The organism is Kitasatospora sp. NPDC091276, from assembly GCF_040684355.1.
GTDB lineage: Bacteria > Actinomycetota > Actinomycetes > Streptomycetales > Streptomycetaceae > Kitasatospora.
The window spans coordinates 37,852-59,198 of sequence record NZ_JBFBFU010000043.1; the positions used below are offsets into that span (position 1 = coordinate 37,852).

The 21,347-nt window shown below is 77.0% G+C and carries 3 protein-coding genes; all 3 read left to right on the forward strand.

What is annotated here, in order from left to right:
• The first annotated feature begins 6 nt into the window (after window positions 1-6).
• The 3 genes from AB0O19_RS34835 (at window position 7) to AB0O19_RS34845 (ending at window position 21,013) form a co-directional block, all read left to right on the forward strand.
• Window positions 7-20,148, forward strand: coding sequence for a non-ribosomal peptide synthase/polyketide synthase (locus AB0O19_RS34835; RefSeq protein ID WP_363625344.1), 20,142 nt, complete (start codon window positions 7-9; stop codon window positions 20,146-20,148).
• Between the two features lie 103 nt (window positions 20,149-20,251).
• Entirely contained in the window at window positions 20,252-20,455 is a 204-nt protein-coding gene (locus AB0O19_RS34840; protein WP_063350451.1) for an MbtH family NRPS accessory protein, read from the forward strand.
• A 45-nt stretch (window positions 20,456-20,500) separates the two neighbouring features.
• Window positions 20,501-21,013 carry a GNAT family N-acetyltransferase gene (locus AB0O19_RS34845; RefSeq protein WP_363625346.1) on the forward strand — a complete coding sequence of 171 codons (513 nt, stop codon included), beginning with the start codon at window positions 20,501-20,503 and terminating at the stop codon, window positions 21,011-21,013.
• The last annotated feature ends 334 nt before the right edge of the window (window positions 21,014-21,347 follow it).

A 21,347-nucleotide genomic window follows, 5' to 3' on the forward strand; every position in this document is an offset into this window, starting at 1 on the left:
ACGACCATGACGCCTTCGAAGCGAGACCGCGCCGAGGCCCTGCCCGCCGACCTGCGCGAAGCGCTGCGCCTGCGGCTGGCCGGGCGCTCCGGCGGCGCCCGGGCCGCCGCCGACCGGTCCATCCCGCAAGCCGACCGCAGCCGACCGCTGCCGCCCTCCTTCGTCCAGCAGCGCCTGTGGTTCCTGGACCGGCTGCGCCCCGGCGACCCCCGCTACAACAGCGCGGTCGCCGTACGGTTCACCGGCCCGCTGGACCGCACGGCGCTCGCCGGGGCGCTGGCCGCCGTCGTGGCCCGTCACGAGGGGCTGCGGACCACCTTCGACGAGGCCGACGGCCGCCCGGTGCAGACCGTGCGGCCGGCCGGGCCGGTGCCGCTGCCCGTCCGGGAGCCGGCCGACGGGGAGACCCTCGACGCGATCCTGCTCCAGGAGTACTCCCGCCCCTTCGACCTCCGGCAGGGGCCGCTGCTGCGCGCCCTGCTGGTGCGCGAGTCGGACCGCTCGCACGTCCTGCAGGTGACGGCGCACCACATCGTCACCGACGGCTGGTCGATGGGCGTCGTCCTGGACGAACTGTGCACCGGCTACGAGGCCCTGGCCCGCGGCGCCGCCCCGGACCTGCCCCCGGTGGCGGTCCAGTACCCGGACTTCGCGGTGTGGCAGCGCGAACAGCTCTCCAGCGCCCGGCTGGAGGGCCAACTGGCCCACTGGAAGGCGAAACTGACCGGTGCGGTGCCGCCGGAACTGCCGCTGGACCACCCGCGGCGCGGCGAGGAGGCCGGCCCCGGCGCCGTCCACGCCTTCACCGTCCCCGCGCCGCTCACCGCCCGGCTGCGCGAGCTCGCGGCCGAGCGGCACGGCACCCTGCACACCGCCCTGGTCGCCGCCACCCAGGCGCTGCTGGCCCGCTGGTCCGGCCAGCAGGACGTCACCGTCGGCTCCCTGACGCCCGGGCGCTCCCGCACCGAGCTGGAACGGGCCGTCGGCTGCTTCGTCAACACCGTCGTCCTGCGCACCCGGGTGGAGCCCGCCGGATCCTTCCGCGACCTGCTCGCGGCCGCCACCGAGACCGGCAACGACGCGCTCGCGCACGGCGACACGCCCTTCGAACGGCTCGTCGAGGCGGTCGGCGCACCCCGCCAGGCGGGCCGCAACCCGCTGTTCGACGTGCTGGTCCTGCTGCACCCCGCGCCGCCCGAGGCCACCACCCCGCTGGGGTCGGCGCTCACCCCGGTCGCCGTGCCCCGGCAGGCCGCCACCTTCGACCTCAGCGTCGAGTTCGTCCCGGACGGCGAGGCGCTCACCGGCCTGCTGGAGTACCGCGCCGACCTCTTCGACGCGCCCACCGCCCGCCGGATGGCCGACCAGCTCCTGCTGCTGCTGGACGGCGCCGCCGCCGAACCCGACCGCCCGCTCGGCACCCTGCCGCTGCTCTCGCCCCGGGAGACCCGGCAGGTCACCCGGGACTGGAACGCCACCGCGCTGCCCGTCGAGGACACCAGCTACCCCGAGCTGTTCCGGCGCAGGGCCGCCCTGACCCCGCACGCCCCGGCCCTGGTCGCCGGAGCCGAGCGGCTCGACTACGCGACGCTCGACACCCGCGCCAACCGGCTCGCCCACCAGCTCATCGCCCGCGGCGCCGGCCCCGAACGGCTGGTCGCGCTGCGGCTGCCGCGCACCGCCGACATGATCGTGGCGATCCTCGCCGTCTGGAAGGCCGGCGCCGGCTACCTGCCCCTGGACCCGGCCCTGCCGGCCGAGCGCCTGCGCTACCTGCTCGACGACGCCCGCCCCGCCCTGGTCCTGGACGAGCAGGCGCTCCGGGCGCTGCCCGACACCGGCCCGGACACCGACCCCGGCGACGCCGACCGGACCGCCCCGCTGCACCCCTCCAACACCGCGTACGTGCTCTACACCTCCGGCTCCACCGGCCGCCCCAAGGGCGTCGCCGTCCCGCACCGCGCGGTGGTGAACCTGCTCGCCGCCCACCGGGCGGGCTTCGTCGCCGACGCGGGCGGCGGGCCGCTGCGCGTGGCGCTGACCGCCTCGTTCTCCTTCGACACCTCCCTGGAGGGCGTGCTGCTGATGGCCGACGGCCACCCGCTGCACCTGGTCGACGAGACGACCCGGATGGACCCGGCCGCCCTGGTCGAGTACGTCGTGCGCCACCGCGTCGACTTCCTCGACCTGACCCCCTCCTACCTGCGCCAGCTGCTGCCCGCCGGGCTGCTCGACGACCCGCGCCACCACCCCCGGGTGCTGATGCTCGGCGGCGAGGCCGTCGGGCCCCGGCTCTGGCGCGAACTCGCCGGACACCCGGACGTCGCCGCCTACAACTACTACGGCCCCACCGAGTGCACGGTCGACGCGCTCGCCTGCCGCATCGCGGGCGGTGACCGGCCGCTGGTGGGCCGCCCGCTGCCCAACCTGCGCGCCTACGTCCTCGACGACCGGCTCCAGCCGGTGCCGCCCGGGGTGAGCGGCGAACTCCACCTCGCCGGCGAGCAGGTCGCCCGCGGCTACGCCGGCCGGCCGGGGCTGACCGCCGCCCGCTTCACCGCCGACCCGTACGGGCCGCCCGGCGCCCGGATGTACCGCACCGGCGACCTGGCCCGCTGGACGGCCGACGGGAGCCTGGAGTACCTCGGGCGCGCCGACGACCAGGTCAAGGTGCGCGGCCACCGGATCGAACCCGGCGAGATCGAGGCGGCGCTGCTCGACCTGCCGCAGGTCGCCGCGGCCGCCGTCGCCGCCGTGCCCGACGCGCGCGGCCACACCCGGCTGGCGGCCTACCTGGTCTTCGCCGACGGCGCGGCCCGCCCGTCCGCCGACCTGCGCGCCGCCCTGCGGCGGGTGCTGCCCGACCACCTGGTGCCGTCCTCGTTCACCGCGCTCGACACCCTGCCGCTCACCACCAGCGGGAAGCTGGACCGCCGAGCGCTGCCCGCCCCCGACCTCGAAGGCGAAGGAAGGGAAGGGGAGTTCGTCGCCCCGCGCACCCCCGAGGAGGAGACCCTCGCCGGGATCTGGGCCGAGGTGCTGGGCGTGGCGCGGGTCGGCGTCACCGACAACTTCTTCGAGCTCGGCGGCGACTCGATCCTGAGCATCCAGGCCGTCTCCCGGGCCCGCGCCGCCGGCCTGCGGATCGGCTCCCAGGACGTCTTCCGCCACCAGACCGTCGCCGACCTGGTCGCCGCCGCCCGCCCGGCAGCCGCCCCGGCCCCCCGGCCGCGCCGCGCGGACGGACCGGCCCCGCTCACCCCCGTCCAGGAGTGGTTCTTCGCCGCCCACGGCCCGCTGCGCCACTTCACCATGTCGATGCTGCTCGACCTGCCGCGCGACCTCGACGAGCCGGCCCTGGACCAGGCGCTGCGGGCGGTCCTGGCGGCCCACCCGGCGCTGCGCACCCGCTTCACCCGCGCCGGGGGCACCTGGCGCCAGGAGCCGGTCGCGGACCCGGGCACCGGGCTGCTGACCAGACTCGACCCGCCCGCCCCCGGCGCCGGCCCCGGCCCTGAAGCCGCCCGGGTCGAGGCCGCCGAGGCCGCCCGCGCCGCCCTGGACCCGGCCACCGGCACCCTGCTGCGCGCCGTCCTGTTCCGGGCCCGCGGCGACGCCCGGCCCCAACTCGTCCTGACCGCCCACCACCTGGCCGTCGACGGCGTCTCCTGGCGGGTGCTGCTCGCCGACCTGGAACAGGCCTACCGGCAGGCGGCGGCCGGGGACGCCCCGCACCTGGAGCCCGAGCCCACCCCGTTCACCGACTGGGCCCACCACCTCGCCGAACGGGTCCGGGCCGGAGGCCTCGACGACGACCTGCCCTACTGGAGCGCCGAGACCAGGGCCCCGGCGGCCCCGCTGCCCGTCGACCACCCCGGCACGCCCACGGCCGCCTCCGTGCGCACCCTGCGCACCCGGCTCGACCGCGCCACCACCGAGGCCCTGCTGCGCAGAGTCCCCGAGGCCTACCGGACCCAGGTCAACGACGTGCTGCTCAGCGCGCTGGGCCGGGCCCTCGCCGACTGGACGGGCACCGAACGGGTGACCATCGCCCTGGAGGGCCACGGCCGCGAGGAACTCTTCGACGGCGTCGACCTCTCCCGGACGGTCGGCTGGTTCACCACCCGGTACCCCGTCACCCTCGCCCCGGCCGGCCCGGCCGGCGCCCCCGACTGGGCCGCCACCCTCAAGCAGGTCAAGGAGCGGCTGCGCGCCGTACCCCGCCGGGGCCTGAGCTACGAGGCCCTGGCCCGGCTCGGCCCGCCCGCCGCCGACGCCCTGAGGGGCCGTCCGCTGCCGCAGGTCTGCTTCACCTACCACGGGCAGTGGACCGCCCCCGGGACCGGCGACTTCGCGCCCGCCGGCCAGGCGCCGGGCCGGGAGCTCGCCCCCGACGAACCCCTGGACCACCTGCTCGACGTCTCCGCCGTCGTCGCCGACGGCGAACTGGAACTCACCTGGCACTACAGCGACCAGGCGCACGAGGCGGCCACCGTCCGCGCGCTGGCGCAGGCCACGGCCTCGGCGCTGACCGGCATCGTCGAGCACTGCGCCCGCCCCGACGCCGGCGGCCGCACCCCCTCCGACTACCCGCTGGCCGGACTGGACCAGGCCGGGGTGGACCGGATCGCCGGCGACGGGCGGGACGTCGAGGACCTGCTGCCGCTCACCCCGCTCCAGGAGGGCATGCTCTTCCACCGCCTGGTCGGCGGCCCCGACGACGTCTACGTGGACCAGGCCGGCCTGCTGCTGGAGGGCGTGGGCGACCCGTACGCCTTCGCCCTGGCCTGGCAGCGGGTCGCCGACCGCACGCCCGCGCTGCGCACCTCGGTGGTGTGGGAGGGCGTCCCCGCCCCCCTCCAGGTCGTGCGCCGCGGCGTCCGGCTGCCGGTGACCCACCTGGACCTGCGGGCGGTCGACCCGGGCGAGCGCGCCGACCGGCTGGCCCGGCTGCGCGCGGACGACCTCGCCCACGGGCTGGACCTCGCCACGGCGCCGCTCACCCGGCTCACCCTGGTCCGGCTGCCCGAGGCCCGCCTGCACCTGCTGTGGACCTCCCACCACCTGATCCTGGACGGCTGGAGCCTGGCCCAGGTGCTCACCGACGTGTTCGAGGAGTACGCGGCCCTCACCACCGGGGGCGTGCCGACACCGGCGGTGCGCCGGCCCTTCGCCGACTACGTGCACTGGCTGGCCGGGCAGGACACCGCGGCCGCCCGCGCGCACTGGCGGGGCGTCCTGGACGGCTTCGCCACCGCCACCCCGCTGCCCGCCGACCGCGTCCGGCGCGAGGCCCACCGGGCCCGCTCGGCGCTCGCGCACACCGCCGGCCTGTCGCCGGAGGCCTCCGAGCGGCTGGCCCGCACCGCCCGGCAGGCCGGGCTCACCCTCGGCACCGTGGTGCAGGGCGCCTGGGCCCTGCTGCTCTCCCGGTACAGCGGCGAGCCGGACGTGCTGTTCGGGACGACCGTCTCCGGACGCCCCGACGAACTGCCCGGCGTCGAGTCGATGATCGGCATGTTCATCAACACCCTGCCCACCAGGGTCCTGGTCGACGGCGACCGCACCGCCGCCGACTGGCTGCGCGACCTCCAGGAGGCCCAGGCCGAGGCCCGGCGCCACGCCGCGGTCTCCCTCGCCGAACTCACCGCCTTCAGCGGCGTGCCGTCCGGCGGCACGCTGTTCGACAGCATCGTCGCCTTCGAGAACTACCCCTTCGACGACGCCCGCACGGCCGGCAGCGGGGTGCGCCTGGTGGAGGTCACCTCCCGGGACGCCACCAACTACCCGCTCGTCCTGCGCGCCTACCAGGGCGGGCACTTCGGCTTCGACCTCGCCTACGACCCGGAGCTGTTCGACGCCGCGACGGTCCGCGCCCTCGCCGAGCGGCTCTGCCTGCTGCTCACCGGACTGGCCGCCGGACTGGACCGGCCGCTGCGCGCCCTGGAGTGGACGACCGCGCAGGAGCGGCGGCTGCTGACCGAGTGGGACGGCACCGTGCGGGGCCGCCCCGACCGGACCCTGGTCGACCTCTTCGAGGCGCAGGCCGCCCGCACCCCGCACGCCGAGGCCGTCACCTGCGGCGACGAGCACCTCGACTACGCCGCCCTGGACGCGCGGGCCGACCGGCTCGCCCACCGGCTGGCCGGGCTCGGCGCCGGGCCCGAGCGGTTCGTGGCCCTCGCGCTGCCCCGCACGGCCGACCTGGTCGTGGCCGTCCTCGCCGTCCTCAAGACCGGCGCGGCCTACCTGCCGCTCGACCCGGGCCTGCCGGCCGAACGCCGCGCCCAACTGCTGGGCGACGCCGCCCCGGTGGCCCTGGTGACCCACGTGCCCGGCGCGCCGCCCGAGAGCTTCGAGCACGGGGTGCCCGTCCTCTCCCTGGCGGACCCGCAGCTGCGCGCCGACCTGGCCCGGGGCCCGGCCGCCCCGCTCGCCGCCGGGCACCGCCCGCTGCCCGACAGCCCCGCCTACGCCATCTTCACCTCCGGCTCCACCGGCCGCCCCAAGGGTGTCGTGGTGCCGCACGCCAACGTGGTGCGGCTGTTCGAGCAGACCGAGGACGTGTTCGGCTTCGGCGCCGAGGACGTCTGGACGCTGTTCCACTCCTACACCTTCGACTTCTCGGTCTGGGAGCTGTGGGGCCCGCTGCTGCACGGCGGCCGGCTCGTCGTCGTGCCCGAGGACACCGCCCGCTCCCCGGAGGACTTCCTGCGGCTGCTCGCCGACGAAGGCGTCACCGTCCTCAACCAGACCCCGTCCGCCTTCCACCCGCTGGCCCGCGCCGACGCCGAACACCCCGAGCTCTCCCGCCGGCTGGCGCTGCGCACGGTGGTCTTCGGCGGCGAGGCGCTGGACGCCGGCCGCCTCGCCGACTGGTACGACCGCCACCCGCAGGACGCGCCGCGCCTGGTGAACATGTACGGCATCACCGAGACGACCGTGCACGTCACCCACGCCCCGCTGGACCGCACGACCGCGGCGGCCGGCGGCCCCGCACCGATCGGCACCGGCCTCCCGGACCTGCGGCTGTACGTCCTCGACACCGACCTGGCCCCGGTGCCCCCGGGCGCCGTGGGCGAGCTGTACGTGGCGGGGGAGGGTCTGGCCCGCGGCTACCTCGACCGGCCCGGCCTGACCGCCACCCGCTTCCTCGCCGACCCGTTCGGGGCCCCGGGCACCCGGATGTACCGCACCGGCGACCGGGCGCGCCGACAGGCCGACGGCACCCTTCGCTACCTGGGCCGCGCCGACCAGCAGGTCAAGATCCGCGGCTACCGGATCGAACCCGGCGAGATCGAGGCCGCCCTCCAGACCCACCCGGGTGTGGGCGCCGCCACCGTGGGCGTGTACCAGGACGCCTCCGGCACCCGCCGGCTGGTCGCCCACGTCGTCGCCGGCCCCGGCGCGGCCCACCCCCCGGCCGCCGCCGACCTGCGCGCCCACCTCGAACGGCTGCTGCCCGCCTACCTGGTGCCCGCCGCGTACGTCCCCCTGGCTGTCCTGCCGCTCACCCCCAACGGCAAGCTCGACCGGCGCGCGCTGCCCGCGCCCGGCCCGGAGGGCTTCGCCGCCGGCCGGCAGCGCACCGCACCCCGCACCCGCGCCGAGCGGCTGGTCGCCGCGGCCTGGACGGAGGTCCTGGACACCGGGGAGATCGGCGCCGAGGACGACTTCTTCGCCCTGGGCGGCGACTCCATCCTCGCCGTCCGGGTCACCGCCCGGCTGCGCGCGGCCTTCGGGGCGGCGGACCTCTCGCCCCGGCTGCTGTTCAGCCACCCGGTGCTGGCGGACCTGGCCGAAGCCCTCGGCTCGCTCGGCGAGCCGGGCGAGCCGGGCGCGGCGGACGGCCCGTCGGCCCGGGTCATCCCGGCCGCGGACCCGGCGGCCGAGCCACCGCTGTCGTACGCCCAGCAGCGGCTCTGGTTCCTCGACCGGTTCGAGCCGGGCAGCACCGAGTACACCTCGCTGTCCGTGCTGCGCCTGCGCGGAGCGCTCGACCCGGTCGCGCTGGGCACCGCCCTGGACGCCCTGGTCGCCCGGCACGAGGCGCTGCGGACCACCTTCGCCGAGCGGGACGGCCGCGCCCGGCAGGTGGTGCGCCCGCCGCAGCCGGTCGAGCTGCCGTGCGAGGACCTCGCCGGGTCGCCCCCGGCGGCCCTGGACGCGCTGCTGGAGCGGATCGCCGCCACCCCGTTCGACCTGGCCGCCGGGCCCCTGCTGCGGGCCCGGCTGGTCCGGACGGCCGCGGACGAGCACGTGCTCGCGCTGGCCGTGCACCACATCGCCACCGACGGCTGGTCGATGGGCGTCCTGGGCCGCGACCTGGGCGAGCTGTACGCGGCGGCCCGCGAGGGGCGCCCGCCACGGCTGCCCGCGCTGCCCGTGCGCTACACCGACTACGCGTCCTGGCAGCGCGCGCGCACCGACCTCGCCGAGGCGGACCTCGCCCACTGGCGCCGGGCCCTGGACGGCCTGACCCCGCTGGAGCTGCCCACCGACCGGCCGCGCCCGGCCGTACGCACCCGGGACGGCGCGCTGGTCGCCTTCACCCTGCCCGCCGGGCTGACCGCGCGGTTGCGCGAACGGGGCCGGGAGGTCGACGGCACCCTCTACACCACCCTCCTGGCGGCCTGCCAGGTCCTGCTCGCCCGCTGGTCCGGGCAGCAGGACATCGCGGTCGGCACCGTCACCTCGGGCCGCGAGCAGGGCGAACTCCACGACGTGGTCGGCATGTTCGTCAACACCCTGGTGCTGCGCGGCGCCGTCCGGCCGGAGCTGCCGTTCGGCGAACTGCTGGCCGCCGCCCACGGCACCGTCCTGGAAGCGCTCGCCCACCAGGAGGTGCCCTTCGAGCGGCTGGTGGACGCCCTCCAGCCGGAGCGCGACACCAGCCGCACGCCGCTCTTCCAGGTCATGGTGGCCCTGCACAACCTCGGCGCCGAGGTGCCGAACCTGCCGGGCCTGACGGTGGAGCCGGTCACCCCGCCCGTCCACGGCGCCACCTTCGACCTCTCCTTCGACTTCGTCGAGCGCGACGGCGGCCTGACCGGCTATCTGGAGTACAACACCGGGCTGTTCGACGCGCGGACCGCCGAGCACCTGGCCGGCTGGCTGGGCACCCTGCTGGAGGCCGTGGCCGAGGCGCCGGAGACGGCCGTCGGGGCGCTGCCGCTGATGACGGCCGACGAGCGGCGCCGGGTGCTGCGGCAGGGGCGGGGCACGCCGCTGCCCGCGCCGGACACCACCTTCCCCGCCCTGTTCGAGGCGCAGGCCGCCCGCACCCCGGACGCCACCGCCCTGGTCGCCCGGGACGCCACCCTCGACTTCGCCGCCCTCAACGCGCGGGCCAACCGGCTCGCCCGCCACCTCGCCGCCCGCGGCGCCGGCCCGGAGCAGGTGGTCGCGGTCCGGCTGCCGCGCACCTCGGACCTGCTGGTGGCGCTGTTCGCGGTGCTCAAGGCGGGCGCCGCCCTGCTCTTCGTCGACCCGGACCTGCCCGAGGACCGGGCCGCCCTCCTCCTCGACGACACCCGGCCCCGGGTGGTGCTGACCGGGCAGGCCCTGCGCGAGGTGCCGTGGGACGCGCTGCCCGCCCACGACCTGACCGACGCCGAGCGGACCGCCCCCCTGCTGCCGCAGCACGCCGCCTACCTCGTCCACACCTCCGGCTCGACCGGCCGCCCCAAGGGCGTCGTCGTCGAACACCGCCAGCTGGTCAACCTCTGCCGGGACCACCAGGAGGGCCTGGTCGCGCCGCACACCGCCGACGGAGGGCGGCTGCGGGCCGCGCTCAGCGCCTCCTTCTCCTTCGACACCAGCTGGGAGGGCCCGCTGCTGCTCGCACTGGGCCAGGAGCTCCACCTGATCGACGAGGACGTCCGGCTGGACCCGCAGGCGTTCTGCGCCCAGGTCGTCGACCGCCGCCTGGACCTGGTCAACGTCACCCCCTCCTTCCTGCGCGAACTCACCGCCGCCGGACTGCTCGCCCCCGGCCCGCACCACCCGCGCCTGCTGCTGGTCGGCGGCGAGGCCGTCCCCGCCGCCGTCTGGCGGGAGCTGTGCGCGGCGCACGCGGACCTCGGCGTCACCGCCTACAACATGTACGGGCCCACCGAGTGCACCGTCGACGCCGCCTACGCCCGGTGCGCGGACCACCCCGAGCGCCCCGTCATCGGCCGCCCCGGCCGCAACCTGGGCGCCTACCTGCTCGACGGCGCCCTGCGGCCGGTGCCGCCCGGCATGCCGGGGGAGCTGTACCTGGCGGGGGAGCAGGTGGCCCGCGGCTACCTGAACCGGCCCGGGCTGACGGCCGCCCGCTTCCTCGCCGACCCCTACGGCCCGCCCGGTGCCCGGATGTACCGCACCGGCGACCTGGCCCGCTGGGACGCGAACGGGCAACTGGAGTTCCGGGGCCGGGCCGACGAACAGGTCAAGGTCCGCGGGTTCCGGATCGAGCCCGGGGAGGTGGAGGCCGCCCTGCTCGCCCACCCGGACGTCGCCGACTGCGCGGTCGCCGCGCGCGAGCACGCCGGCCGTACGGTGCTCGTCGGCTACCCGGTGCCCGCCGGCCGCCGCGTGCCGACCGCCGAGGAACTGCGGACCTGGCTGCGGCGGACGCTGCCCGACCACCTGGTGCCCGCCGCGTTCGTCCCGCTGGCCCGAATACCGCGGACCACCGGCGGCAAGACCGACCGGCGCGCGCTGCCCGCGCCGCCCGCCCAGCCCGACCGCACCACCCCGTACGTCGCACCGCGGCCCGGTGCCGAGGAACGGCTCGCCGCGATCTGGGCCGAGGTGCTGGGCGTGGAGCGCGTCGGCACCCGGGACAACTTCTTCGCGCTCGGCGGCGACTCCATCCTCAGCATCCAGATCGTCTCCCGCGCCCGCGCCGCCGGGCTCTCCCTCACCACCAAGGACGTCTTCCGGCACCAGAGCATCGCCGAACTCGCCCTGTGCGCAGGAGATCTGACCGATCGCCAGGAAGGTGGCGAAGCCGAGCCCGGCGAGGCGCCGCTCACCCCGATCCAGCACTGGTACCTCGACGGCCGCCGCCCCGGCGACGCCCTGCGCTTCACCATGACCCAGCGCCTGGAACTGGCCCCCGGCACCGATCCGGCGGCCCTGCGCCGGGCGGTGCTGGCCCTGGTGGAGCACCACCCGGCCCTGCGCACCCGCTTCCACCGCACCGAGGCCGGCTGGCGCCAGGAGGTGCTTCCCCAGGGGGCGGACGGCGTCTTCACCCGGCACGACGTCAGCCACCCGGACCTCACCGGCCATGACGCGGAGGCGCAGGTCCAGCGCGCCACCGACGAGGCCCAGCGCTCCCTCGACCCCGTCGACGGCCGGTTGCTGCGGGCCCTGTTCTTCGACCCCGGCCCCCGGCAGCCGGGCCAACTCGTCCTCACCGTGCACCACCTGGCCGTGGACGGCGTCTCCTGGCGCATCCTGCTGGCCGACCTCGAAGCGGCGTACCGCACGGCCCGCGCCGGAGCCCCCGTCGCCCTGCCGCCGACCGGCACGTCCTACGGCCGCTGGGCCACCCGGCTGGAGCGGCACACCCGCGCCGGCGCCCTGGACGGCGACCTCGACCACTGGACGCGCACCGGCGCGGCCCCGGCCGACCTGCCCGCCGGCCGCCCCGCCCCTGACACCGGCGCCTCCAACACCCACGCCACCGCCGCCACCGTGCAGGTGACGCTGGACGAGCGGACCACCGAGGCGCTGCTGCGCCGCGTCCCCGAGGTCTACCGCACCCAGGTCAACGACGTCCTGCTCAGCGCCCTGGGCCGCACCCTGGCCCGCTGGTGCGGCCGGGACACCGTGCTGGTCGGAGTGGAGGGGCACGGCCGCGAGGACCTGTTCGAGGACCTGGACCTCTCCCGGACGGTGGGCTGGTTCACCGCCGAGTTCCCGCTCGCCCTGCGCGTCGACCCCGACGCCGGATGGCACGACACCCTGCGCTCGGTCAAGGAGCAGCTGCGCGCCGTCCCGCTGCGCGGACTCAGCCACGGCGCGCTGCGCCACCTGCGGCCGGACGGCCCGCTGACCGGCTCGGCGGCGCCGCAGATCGGCTTCAACTACCACGGTCAGTGGGACACCCGCGGCGGCGCCGACGGCCTGGTCCGCGGCGCGCTGCCCCCGGCCGGTCGCGACACCGACCCCGACGAGCCCCGCCCCTACCTGCTGGACATCATCGGCGCGGTCCAGGACGGTCGCCTCGAACTGGCGTGGACCTACCCCGCCGCCGTCTACGACGAGGCCACCGTCCGCGGACTCGCCGAGGAGATGGGCGCCGCGCTGCACGAGCTGGCCGCGCACTGCGCCCGCCCGGACGCCGGCGGCCGCACCCCGTCGGACTTCCCGCTCGCCGGCCTCGACCAGGACCGGCTGGACCGGCTCGTCGGCGACGGGCGCGAGACCGACGACGTGCTGCCGCTGACGCCGCTGCAGTCCGGCATGCTCTTCCACGGGCTCGTCGACGCCGACGGCGCCTACGTCGACCGGATCGCGGTGCGCCTGGCCGGCGTGGCCGACCCGCGGGCCTTCGCCGAGGCCTGGCAGCAGGTCGCCGACCGCACCCCGGCACTGCGTTCCAGCGTTCACTGGCGCGGCCTGCCGCACCCCGTCCAGGTGGTCGCGCGGCACGCCGCGCTGCCCGTCCGCCGGCTCGACTGGCGCGACCTGACGGCCGGGCAGCGCGCCGACCGGACGGAGCGGCTGCTCGCCGAGGAGCGCGCCGCCGGGATGGACCTCGCCACCGCGCCGCTCACCCGGCTGACCCTGGCCGCGCTGCCCGGTGACGAGGTCCTGCTGCTGTGGTCCACCCACCACCTGATCCTGGACGGCTGGAGCACCGGACAACTGCTCACCGAGGTGTGCGAGGAGTACGCCGCGCTGACCGGCGGCCCGCAGGCGCCCCGGCCGGTCCGGCGGCCGTTCGCGGACTTCCTGGGCTGGCTGCACGAGCGGGACGAGGAAGCGGCCGAGGCCCACTGGCGCGGCCTGCTGGCCGGGTTCACCGGCCGGACCCCGCTGCCGTACGACCGCCCGCCGACCCGGGCCCACCGCGCCCGCTCCAGCGCCGCGGCCCACCGCGAACTGGACGAGACGCTCTCCCGGCGGCTGCGCGAGAACGCCGCGGCCGCCGGACTGACCGTCAACACCGTGGTGGAGGGCGCCTGGGCGCTGCTGCTGGCCCGCTACAGCGGCGGCGACGACGTGGTCTTCGGCACCACCGTGTCCGGGCGCCCGGCCGAACTGCCCGGCGTCGAGTCGATGATCGGCCTGTTCATCAACACCGTGCCGACCAGGGTCCCGATCCCCTCGGGCGGCGTACTGCCCTGGCTGCGGGAGCTCCAGGAACGCCAGAGCGACGGCCGCCGCTTCGACCACCTGGCACTACCACGCGTCCAGGCCCTGAGCGACCTGCCCGCCGGGGAGCCGCTGTTCGACAGCATGGCGGTCTTCGAGAACTACCCCGTCGACGAGTCGGCCGCCGACCGGACCGGGGTGCGGGTGGTCGAGGTGCGCGCCGACGACGCCACCACCTTCCCCTGGTGCCTGCGCGCCCACCTGGCCGAGCGGCTCGGCTTCGACCTGGCCTACGACCCCGCGCTCTTCGACCACCGGACTGCCCACGGCGCGGCCGACCGCCTGGTCCTGCTGCTCACCGCCCTCGCCGACGGCCTCGACGGCGACCTCGCCGAGCTGGACCGGCTCACCCCCGCCGACCGGGAGCAGCTGGCCTCCTGGCACGGAACCGCCCGCCCGGTGGCGCCGCGCAGCCCGCTCCAGGTCTTCGCCGAGCAGGTCCGGCGCACCCCCGGCGCGCCCGCCGTGCGCGACGGCGACCGCGAGCTGACCTACCGCCAACTCGACGACTGGTCCGACCGCCTGGCGGCCCGGCTGCTGGCCGACGGCCTGGCCCCCGAAGACCGGGTGGCGCTGCTGATGGACCGCTCCGCCGAACTCGTCGCCGCCCAGCTGGCCGTCCTCAAGGCGGGCGGTGCCTACCTGCCCGTCGACCTCCGGGCCCCCGAGGAGCGCCGCCGCGCCCTGCTCGACCAGGTCGGCGCCGCCCTGCGGCTCACCGCCGAGCAGGTCGCCGCCGCGCGCACCGGCGCGGCCGGGCCGGTGGCGGGGGCCCTGCCGCCCGCCGACCCCGACCGGCTGGCGTACGTGATGTTCACCTCGGGCTCCACCGGGGTGCCCAAGGCGGTGGCGGTACGGCACCGCGACGTGGCCTCGCTCGCCACCGACAGCCGCTTCGCCGACGGCCGCTGCGCACGGGTGCTGCTGCACTCGCCGGTCGCCTTCGACGCCGCCACCTTCGAGGTCTGGGCGCCGCTGCTGGGCGGCGGCTGCGTGCTCGTCGCCCCCGACGGGCCGGTGGACGCCGCCCTGCTGCGGCGGCTCGCCGGACCGGACGGGCCGACGGCGCTGTGGCTCACCGCCGGGCTCTTCCGGCTGCTCGCCCAGGACGCGCCGGACTGCTTCGCGGGCCTGCGCACGCTGTGGACCGGCGGGGACGTGGTGCCCGCCGCCGCGGTGCGCCGCGTCCTGGCGGCCTGCCCCGGGCTGACCGTGGTGGACGGCTACGGGCCCACCGAGACCACGACCTTCGCCACCGCCTTCGCCGTCGCGGAGGCGGCGGCGGTGCCCGACACCCTGCCGATCGGCCACCCCCTGGACGACCGCCGCGTCCACGTCCTCGACCGGCGCCTGCGGCCCGTCCCGCCGGGCTGCGCGGGCGAACTGTACGTCGCCGGCGACGGCGTGGCCCGCGGCTACCTGGGCCGGCCCGGCGAGACCGCGGCCCGCTTCCTCGCCGACCCCTCCGGCCCGCCCGGCGCCCGGATGTACCGCACCGGCGACCTGGCGAGGCGGCGCCCGGACGGCACCGTCGAGTTCCTGGGCCGCGCGGACGACCAGGTGAAGATCCGGGGCTTCCGGGTCGAACCCGGCGAGGTGGAGGCCGCACTCGCCCGCCACCCCCAGGTCACCGACGTCGCCGTGGTCACCCGCGAGGACCGGCCCGGCGCCCGGCGCCTGGTGGCCTACGTGGTCGGCCCGGCGGGTGCCGAACCCGGGGAACTGCGGGCCTTCGCCGCCCGCGCGCTGCCCGACTACCTCGTCCCCGCCGCCTTCGTCCCGCTCGCCGCCCTCCCGCTGAGCCGCAACGGCAAGGTCGACCGGGCGGCCCTCCCGGCGCCGGACGAGGAGCACGGGAGCGGACGCCGCGCGCGGATCGAGCCGCGCACCGAGGCCGAACGCCGCACCGCCGAGGTCTTCGGGGACGTCCTGGGCATCCGGCCGCCCGGCGTGGAGGACGGCTTCTTCGAGCTGGGCGGCGACTCCATCCTCAGCATCCGGCTCGCCGCCCGCCTCGCCGAGGCCTTCGGCGCCGACCTCACCCCCCGCGCCGTCTTCGACCACCCCACACCGGCCGGCCTGGCCCGCCTGCTCACCGAGGAGCAGGGCCGCCCGGGCGGCCCGGGGCGCCCGCCCGTCCTCCCGGTCGCCCGCGACGGCGCCGCGCCGATGTCCTACGCCCAGCAACGCCTGTGGTTCCTGGAGGAGTTCGCGCCCGGCGGCGCCGAGTACGTCACCGCGCTCGCGCTGCGCCTGCGCGGCGCCCTGGACACCGACGCCCTCGGCGCGGCCCTGCGCGCCCTCGCGGCCCGGCACGAGTCGCTGCGCACCACCTTCGACAGCGTCGACGGCCACGGCGTCCAGCTCGTCCACCCGCCGCAGGACGTGCCGCTGCCGCTGCACGACCTGTCCGGCCGGCCGGCGCAGCCGCGGGCGGAGGCCCTGCGCGGCCTGCTCGCCGCCGAGCGGGCCCGCCCCTTCGACCTGCGCCGCGGACCGCTGCTGCGCACCGCCCTGGTGCGGCTGGCCGAGGGCGACCACGTGCTGGCCCTGACCCTGCACCACATCGTCACCGACGGCTGGTCGACCGCCGTCCTGCTCACCGATCTGGCCCACCTCTACCGCGCCGAACTCGGCTCCGGGGAGAGCCGGTTGGCGCCGCTGCCGGTGCAGTACGCCGACTACGCGCACTGGCAGCGCACGGTCGGCGCCGCCGGGCCCGACCAACTCGCCTACTGGAAGGAGCAGTTGGCCGACGTCTCGACGCTGCGCCTGCCCACCGACCGGCCCCGGCCCGCCGTGCGCACCACCAACGGGGCCACCGCCCGCCTGGAGCTGCCCGCCGACACGGCCCGCCGACTGGCCCGGGTCGGCCGGGAGCGCGGCGCCACCCTGTTCACCACCCTGGTCGCCGCCGCGCAGGCCTACCTCGCCCGGCTCGGCGGCGACCAGGACATCGCCGTCGGCACCGTCACCTCAGGCCGCGAGCAGGCGGAGACCCAGGGTCTCGTCGGCTTCTTCGTCAACACCCTGGTGCTGCGCTCGCGGGTGGAACCCGCGCAGCCCTTCGGCGACTTCCTCGGTGCGGTCCGGCAGACCGTCCGGGACGCCTTCGCCCACCAGGACGTGCCGTTCGAGCGCGTGGTCGACGAGGTGCAGCCGGTGCGCGACACCAGCCGCAGCCCGCTCTTCCAGGCCCTGGTCGTCCTCCAGAACACCCCGGCCGCCGACCTCGACCTCCCGGGCCTGCACGTGACCGACGTCGAGACCGACACCACGCAGGCGGCCTTCGACCTCGCGCTGGAGTTCGCGGAGGCCGACTCCGGCGCGCTGCACGGCCTGATCACCTACAACACCGACCTGTTCGACCCGGCCACGGCCGAGCGGATGGCCGGGCAGCTCGCCACCCTGCTCACCGCCGTCGCCGAGGACCCGGATCGCGCCATCGGCGCGCTGCCGCTCGCCGGTGGCGACCAGCTGGCCGCCGAACTGGACCGGGCGCGCGGCACCTTCCGCCCCGTCCCCGAGGCGACCCTGGCCGAACTCTTCGAGCGCCGGGCCGCCCGCACCCCCGACGCGGTGGCGCTGCACGACGGCGGCCGCGAGCTGAGCTACGCCGAGGTGGAGCGGGCGGCCAACCGGCTGGCCCACCGGCTCATCCGGCGCGGCGTGGGGCCGGAGCGGCTGGTCGCCCTCGCCCTGCCCCGCTCGGCGGCGGCGGTGGTGGCCCAGCTCGCCGTCGCCAAGGCCGGCGGCGCCTTCCTCCCGGTGGACCCGGACTACCCGGCGCCCAGGCGGGAGTTCATGGTGCGCGACGCGGGTGCCCACCTGGTGCTCGACGACCCGGCCGAGGTGTGGTCCGCCGACGGGCCACAGACCCCGCCCACCGACGCCGACCGCGCCACCGACCGCGAGACCGCGCCCACCGACGCCGACCGCGCCACCCCGCTCACCCCCGGACACCCGGCCTACGTCATCTACACCTCCGGATCGACCGGCACGCCCAAGGGCGTCCTGGTGACTCACGCCGGACTCGCCGCCTTCGCGGCGGCCGCCGCCGAGCAGTACACCGCCGGCCCCGGGGCCAGGGTGCTCCAGTTCGCCTCGCCCAGCTTCGACGCCTCCGTCCTGGAACTGTGCGTCTCCCTGCTCAGCGGGGCCACCCTGGTCACGGGGGAGGAAGGGCCGCTCGTCGGCGAGCGGCTGGCCGAGGTCCTGGCCGAACGGCGCATCACCCACGCCCTGATCCCCCCGGCGGCCCTGGCCACCGTGGACCCGGCGACGGCCGCGACCCTGCCCGCCCTGCGCACCCTGGTCGTCGGGGCGGAGGCCTGCCCGGCCGATCTGGTCGACACCTGGGCCCCCGGCCGTCGGATGATCAACTCCTACGGCCCCACCGAGGCCACCGTGGTCGCCACCTGGACCGGCCCGCTGTCGCCGGGCACCGGCGCACCGGCGATCGGCCGCCCCGGCGGCGCCGCCCGCAGCTACGTCCTGGACGCCGCCCTGCGGCCGGTGCCGCCCGGCGTGACCGGAGAGCTCTGGCTGGCCGGCCCCGGCCTCGCCCGCGGCTACCTCGGACGCCCGGGACTGACGGCCGGGCGGTTCCTCGCCGACCCCTTCGGCGCACCGGGCGAGCGGATGTACCGCACCGGCGACCTCGCCCACCGGGACGCCGACGGCGAACTGCGCTTCGCCGGCCGCGTCGACGACCAGATCAAGCTGCGCGGCTTCCGGATCGAACCGGGCGAGATCGAGAGCGCGCTGCGCCGCAGCCCCCTGGTGCGCGACGCCGTCGTCACCGTGCGCGCCGACGCCCCCGGGAGCGGTGCGGGCTCCGGGGCCGGCCGGCTGGTCGCCTACGTCGTCCCGGCGCTCGGGGCCGGAGCGGGCGGTGCCGCACCGGAGGGCGACGACGATGGGGCCACTGCGGGCCTGCCCGCCGCCGAACTGCGCGCCCACCTGGCCGGGTTGCTGCCGCCGCACCTCGTCCCGTCGGTGTTCGTCCCGCTGGAACGGCTGCCGCTCACCCCGAACGGCAAGCTCGACCGGCGGGCCCTGCCCGAACCCGGGCCCGCGCAGGCCGCGGCCGGTCCGCGCCGGGAGCCGGGCACCGACACCGAACGCCGGATCGCCCGGATCTGGGCCGACGTCCTGGGCATCGAGGAGGTCGGCGCCGACGACAACTTCTTCCTGCTCGGCGGCGACTCCATCCTCAGCATGCAGGTGGTGTCCAGGCTGCGCCGGGACGGCCTGTACCTCGCCACCCGGGAGCTCTTCACCCACCAGACGGTGGCCGAACTGGCCACCGTGGTGCGCACCGCCCCCGACCGCGAGGACGACGGTCCGGTCACCGGGGACGTACCGCTCACCCCCATCCAGGAGTGGTTCCTGGCCACCCCGCGCGCCGCCCACCACCACTTCAACCAGTCGACCCTGCTCGAACTCGGCGCCGACCCCGACCCGCGGGCACTGCGGGCCGCGCTGGACGCCCTGCTCGAACACCACGACGCCCTGCGGCTGCGTTTCACCCACGACGAGACGGGCTGGCACCAGTTCAACCCGCCGCCGGCCCCCGCCGAGGACGTCCTCGTCCGGTACGACCTGACCGGGCAGAGCGCCGAGGTCGCCGACGCGGCCATGGCCAAGGCGGCCGACGAACTGCACGTCGGCTTCGACCTGGCCCGGGGCCCGCTGCTGCGGGCGGCCCTGTTCACCGGCGCCCCGGACCGCCCGGCGCTCCTGCTGCTGGTCGCCCACCACCTGGTCGTCGACGCCGTCTCCTGGCGCCTGCTGCGCGACGACCTGGAGAGCGCCTACCGGCAGGCCGCCCTGGGCACGGCGATCACGCTGGGGGAGCGCGGCACCTCCTACCGGGACTGGGCGCTCCGGCTCGCGGCCCATGTCGCCGACGGCGGCCTGGACCACGAACTGCCCTACTGGGACGAGGCGGTGAGCGCCGCCGAGGCCCTGCCCGGCCGACCCGCCGTGCCCGGTCCCGCTGACCCCGGTGCCGCTGACCCGGGTGCCGCTGACCCCGGTGCGGCCGAGCCCGGGACCGTCGAACCCGGTGCCGCCGAGACCGCGACGGTCACCGTCGAACTGGACGAGGAGGACACCGAGGCACTGCTGCGCGCGGCCCCGGCGGCCTACCGCACCCGCGTCAACGACGTGCTGCTGACCGCCCTCGCCCTGGCACTGGCCCGCTGGACCGGCCACGAGCGGATCCGGCTGGACCTGGAGGGGCACGGCCGGGAGGACGTCGTGGAGGGCGTGGACCTGTCCCGCACGGTCGGCTGGTTCACCACCATGTACCCGGTCACCTTCCACGTCCCCGACCCCGATGACCTCGGTCCGGACCGCGACTGGCGCGCCCTGGTGAAGTCGGTCCGCCGCCAGCTGCGCGCCGTGCCGGGCAACGGGCTGGGCTTCGGCGCCCTGCGCACCTTCGGCCCGCCCGAGGTCCGCGAGCGCCTCGCCGCCGGCGCGCACGGCCAGGTGGTCTTCAACTACCTCGGCCAGTGGGACGCACGGCCCGAGACCGCCGGCGACGGCCTGGTCCGCGCCGAGCACGGCTCCTTCGGGCAGGACCACGACCCCCGCGACGGCGGCTCGCACCCGGTGGAGGTGGTGGGCGCGGCGCAGCACGGGCGCCTCGCCTTCACCTGGCACCACCGCCCCGCCCTCCACGACACGGCGACCGTGCGCCGGGCGGCCGAGGAGTTCGCCGTGGCGCTGCGGCACATCGCCCGGCACGCCAGGGGAGGACGGTGACGGCCGCCCACCCACCGACGACCACCCGCCGCTGAACCCCCTGCTGTCAGACCACCGCCGCAAGACCACCGCTGGAAACCCGACAACGACGAAGGAGCACGACATGGACGAGAACACCCGCTACCAGGTGCTGCGCAACGACGAGGAGCAGTACTCCCTCTGGCCGGTCGACCTCGACGTGCCCGCCGGCTGGCAGCCCGTCGGCCAGGAGGGCACCGAGGCGGAGTGCACCGCCTACGTCGACGAGGTGTGGACCGACATGCGGCCGCGGAGCCTGCGCGAGCGCATGGAGAACGCCGGATCCTGACCGGCCGCAGCACGCCCGTCCCACGACAACCCCGAGGAGCTGACCGTGACCCCTTCGCTGCGCACCGAACACCTGGAGTTCATCCCCTACCGGGCCGAGGACGAGGACGCCTTCGTCTCCCTCCTCCGTAACGCTGACGTGTGCAGCTGGATGGGCCAGGACCTGGTGCCCGAGCCGCAGATCCGCGCGCTGTTTCGCGCGATCCTGACCGACGTGTACCCGCAGCGGATCTTCGACGTGTGGGGCCTGTGGCTGGACGGGAGGTACGCGGGCCACGCCGAGGTGAAGAAGACCGGGAACGTCGACGGCCACGAGCTGGTCGCCGCCCTCGCCCCGGAGTTCTGGGGCCGGGGCCTGGGCACCGAGGTGGTCCGCGGACTGATCCGGTACGCCGCCGACGAGTTGGGGCTCAAGGAGGTCTACGGCATGGTGGGTGCGGAGAACGCCCCGAGCCTGGCGATGTGTCGACGGCTGGGCTTCCGGCACCTGCGCGACGTCCTCGGGGACGACGGCTCGGTGACGAAGGTGGTGGCGCTCTCGACGACCGGCCAGGCCTGACCGGGCCCGGCCGGGTGCGACCCGGCCCGCGGCGCGTCCGGTCGCGCCGCGGGCCGCTGACGTGCACGCCCGCTCAGCGGGCCGGTACCGCTCCGCTCGGCGTTCCCGCCGCGCTGCGGCCCAGCAGCAGGGCGAGGTCGTCGGCCTGGCAGCGGATCTCCGGGATGGCGGTCGTCTCCAGCAGGTTGCCGCGCCGCAGCGAGCCCAGCGTCCACAGCGGCGCCGGAGCCCGGCCGCCCGCGGGGAGGAGCCGGGGGGGGGGGGCGGGGGGGGGTGCGGCACCCGCCGGGGGGGGGGGGGGGGGGCGCCGGGGGGTGGTGTCGGGGGTGTAGGG

Excerpts from the sequence above, each read along its gene's own strand:
- AB0O19_RS34835 (WP_363625344.1), top strand. The coding sequence starts at position 7 with ATGACGCCTTCGAAGCGAGACCGCGCCGAGGCCCTGCCCGCCGACCTG.
- AB0O19_RS34840 (WP_063350451.1), top strand. The coding sequence starts at position 20,252 with ATGGACGAGAACACCCGCTACCAGGTGCTGCGCAACGACGAGGAGCAG.